Origin of the sequence: Streptomyces laculatispora (assembly GCF_017353455.1) — a bacterium.
In the GTDB taxonomy this organism is placed as follows: domain Bacteria; phylum Actinomycetota; class Actinomycetes; order Streptomycetales; family Streptomycetaceae; genus Streptomyces; species Streptomyces laculatispora.
Genome location: NZ_JAFMPZ010000005.1, coordinates 1 through 3,008 on the forward strand (window position 1 = coordinate 1; position 3,008 = coordinate 3,008).

General features: G+C 69.2%; 3 protein-coding genes and 1 pseudogene. All 4 read left to right on the plus strand.

Annotated elements, in window-relative coordinates; translation table 11 throughout:
• Positions 1-194 (plus strand): annotated as a pseudogene (locus J1C73_RS00335) (thioredoxin reductase); the annotation flags it as partial.
• 101 nt (positions 195-295) lie between these two features.
• Positions 296-637 carry a thioredoxin family protein gene (locus tag J1C73_RS00340; protein ID WP_207314533.1) on the plus strand — a complete coding sequence of 114 codons (342 nt, stop codon included), beginning with the start codon at positions 296-298 and terminating at the stop codon, positions 635-637.
• A gap of 456 nt (positions 638-1,093) precedes the next feature.
• Positions 1,094-1,780, plus strand: a complete 687-nt coding sequence (locus tag J1C73_RS35595; protein ID WP_207314534.1) for a GNAT family N-acetyltransferase — start codon at positions 1,094-1,096, stop codon at positions 1,778-1,780.
• A 35-nt stretch (positions 1,781-1,815) separates the two neighbouring features.
• The gene (locus tag J1C73_RS00350) at positions 1,816-2,538 is read left to right on the plus strand and encodes a GNAT family N-acetyltransferase (protein WP_207314535.1); all 723 of its coding nucleotides are present in this window, start codon (positions 1,816-1,818) and stop codon (positions 2,536-2,538) included.
• Positions 2,539-3,008: the final 470 nt, after the last annotated feature.

Sequence of the window (3,008 nt, forward strand, 5' to 3'; positions counted from 1 at the left end):
GGGCGGTCTGCAACGTGTCCCACGCGACGGCGCTCGTGATCACCGCTGCGGGGCAGGGAGTGGCTGCCGCGTTCGCCCTCAATCATGACCTGGTCGCGGAGGACGTCGAGCGTGCCGTGAAGGACGCCGACTCTTCGTCCCGGGAGCCGCGGCAAGTGCCGGGGCCGGCCCCACGAGGCGCCACGTCCGACTGACCACCGGTCATCGAGCCGGCCGGCTCCCGGCAGACGAATTCCCAGCCGGCCGGGAACCATGCACATGCATCACGAACACACCGACAAGGGAGCGTTTCACCATGGCGGTAAAGCCCGCAGGCTCCGTGGACAACGTCATCGAGCAGACATTTCCCGCCCGCGTGCTGCAGGCGAAGCACCCCGTCCTAGTCCAGTTCTGGGCCGAGTGGTGCGGGCCGTGCATCAGGGTCACTCCCATCGTCGAGCAGATCGCCGCCGAGCACGCGGGCGTCCTGGACGTCGTCAAGGTCAACGTCGATGAGGAGCCCGGACTGGCGGACAGGCACGGGATCACCTCGATCCCCGCATTCGTTGTCTACGCCGACGGCACTCCTGCCAAGGCGTGGACGGGCGCCGCACCGAAGCCCCTGCTGGAACGGAGCCTCGGCCCCTTCCTTCGCTGAGCCCCCGGTGCGCACCTCCTGTTCGGCGCAGCGGCGCCCGGGCCGAGCAGGCGGTACACACCGCCCTGCTGAAATTGGAGGATCTCTCTGTGAGTGAGACCGCACATCACCACCCCGAACTCAGCGCACTGCGCGACCGGGTGAGCGCTCCGTCAACTGTCGAGCTGCCCGCCCTCGGCGATGGGCTCACCTGGAGCCCCGCCACCCCCGGTGACATCGACCTGATCCTCGACCTGACGCATTCTGCCGGAAAGACCGACCATCCGCGCTTGCTGGTGACGAGGGACGAGTTGGAGGAGGGGTTCAGCAGCGAAGTCTTCGACCCCGGGCGCGATGCGGTGATCGCCGTCGATGCGACCGGTCGGGCCGTCGCCTTCGGCTCGGCCACGGCCCCGGCGGCCCAGGAGACGATAGTCTGGGTGGAACTCGACGGAACGGTGGCTCCGGACCGCCGTGGTGAGCATCGGCACAACGCTGCTGGCATGGCAGGAGGCCCGCGGACTTCAGCATCTCGCGGCGAGCGACACGACCCTGCCCGGTTGGCTCGCCGCTGGCGCGCAGGACCACGCCACTCCTGCGATCCGGCTTCTGGAGACACACGGCTACGAGCGTGCCCGGTGGTGGATGGAACTGGAGCTCGATCTCGAGGCACCGTTGGCCGAGCCGCCGCCCGCCCCGGGAGTGCGGTTCGTGCCCTACGGCGAGGAGTGGACGGAGCGGGCCAGAGCCGCGATGAACGACTCCTTCCGCGACCATTGGGGCAACCAGCCGGTGACCGCCGCCGAATGGGCCTCCGGTCACCGGCTGGAAGCGTTTCGCCCGGACCTGCCCCTGCTCGCCGTCACCCCGGACACCCACGAGGGCGAACGCGTCGTCGGGTTCGTCTTCGTCGACGTGGCGCCGGACGAGTGGCCGCTGCGCGGCGGCCCGTTCGGTTACATCACGGCCTTAGGTGTACGGCGGGACGCGCGGGGACAAGGACTGGCCCGCACCCTGCTGGCCCACGTGCTGCGGGCGCTGCGGGAAGCCGGTCTTGAGCACGCGGTACTCGACGCCGATAGCCCCACCGGTGCCCTCGGCCTCTATCAGAGCCTCGGCTTCACCGTCACCGACCACACGGTCAGTCTCATCAAACGCTTCTGACCTCCCCCGACCACGACAAGTAGAAAGCACCCACCATGTTCCCTTCCGCCATCACCGACTTCTGGCTGACCCCCTCCCCGACGAGTCGGCTCCTCCACGAGGACGACGTCTTCAGTGTCACTGTCGACGCCGCACTCGGCGAGGACGAACGACTCACCATTCTCACGACGACCGATGGGAAGACACGCGTCCTGCTCACGCCTGCGGTCGCCAAGGCCGTGTGCCTGGAAGAGGTGCAGCCGGTCGACGAAACCGGCTTCCGGCAGCGGCTGGAGAAGTCCGGAATCTCACTGCACGGCGCCGACAACCTGTTCTACTTCACTCATGAGGCCCGGGAGAATCTGCTCGGCGAACCGGACGCCCCCTCGATCCGTCCACTCACTGATGCCGACGCGGACGTGTTCGGACAGTTCGAGGAAGCTGCGTCCGAGCAGGATCTCGACGACGCGTCCGTCGAGCTGGACCACTGGGCGGTCTACGGGGCGTTCGAAGACGGCCAGTTGGTGTGCGTGGCGAGTATGTACCCGTGGAACGACGCGCCGCTGGCCGATCTCGGAGTGCTGACGCTCCCGTCGTACCGGGGCAGGGGACACGCCCGGCGCCTCGTGCGCGCGATTTCCCGGCACGCCCTGGCACGGGGCCACGAGCCCCAGTACCGCTGTCAGCTCGACAACCACGCCTCGGTGGCGGCGGCCGGATCGGCGGGCCTGACCCTGTTCGGAACCTGGGACGTCGTCTCACCGGATTCCGCCGCGTAGCACCGCCCGCCGCTCCCGGGCACGGAGCGACGTCCGCGTACACGAGGTCGGAGCGAACCCGGGAATCCACGAACCGTCAGAGTGAAAGCCTGGCAACGGCACATCTGCGAAATGGGTGTGGCCCGGACGACGGGCCACACCCGGGCGAGCCTGCGCGGGAGCGGGCCCGGGGCGAACGAGAGAACCGGGTGTCAAGGGACCCGGGCGGGTGCCGGCCCGGCCCGCAGGCCCCCACCCTCGGACGTGGGTTCACCCGGATGCTGGCCGAACGCCGGGCAAAAGCCGTGGACTTCCGCAGCCCCGCCCCGGGGACCTGCAGCCCCAACTCTGATCGCGCAGGGCCACCGAGACCGTTGCCGGGCGGCTTCACCGTTGCCGAGACACTCTCCCGCATCGGGCCGGTGCTGCGCGGCGTCCCGGCACGTACCGGCCCGCTGTCCCACCCACTCCCGCTATGAGGTATATCCGTG

Coding starts and splice junctions, on each gene's coding strand:
- J1C73_RS00350 (WP_207314535.1), top strand. CDS start 1,816: ATGTTCCCTTCCGCCATCACCGACTTCTGGCTGACCCCCTCCCCGACG.
- J1C73_RS00340 (WP_207314533.1), top strand. CDS start 296: ATGGCGGTAAAGCCCGCAGGCTCCGTGGACAACGTCATCGAGCAGACA.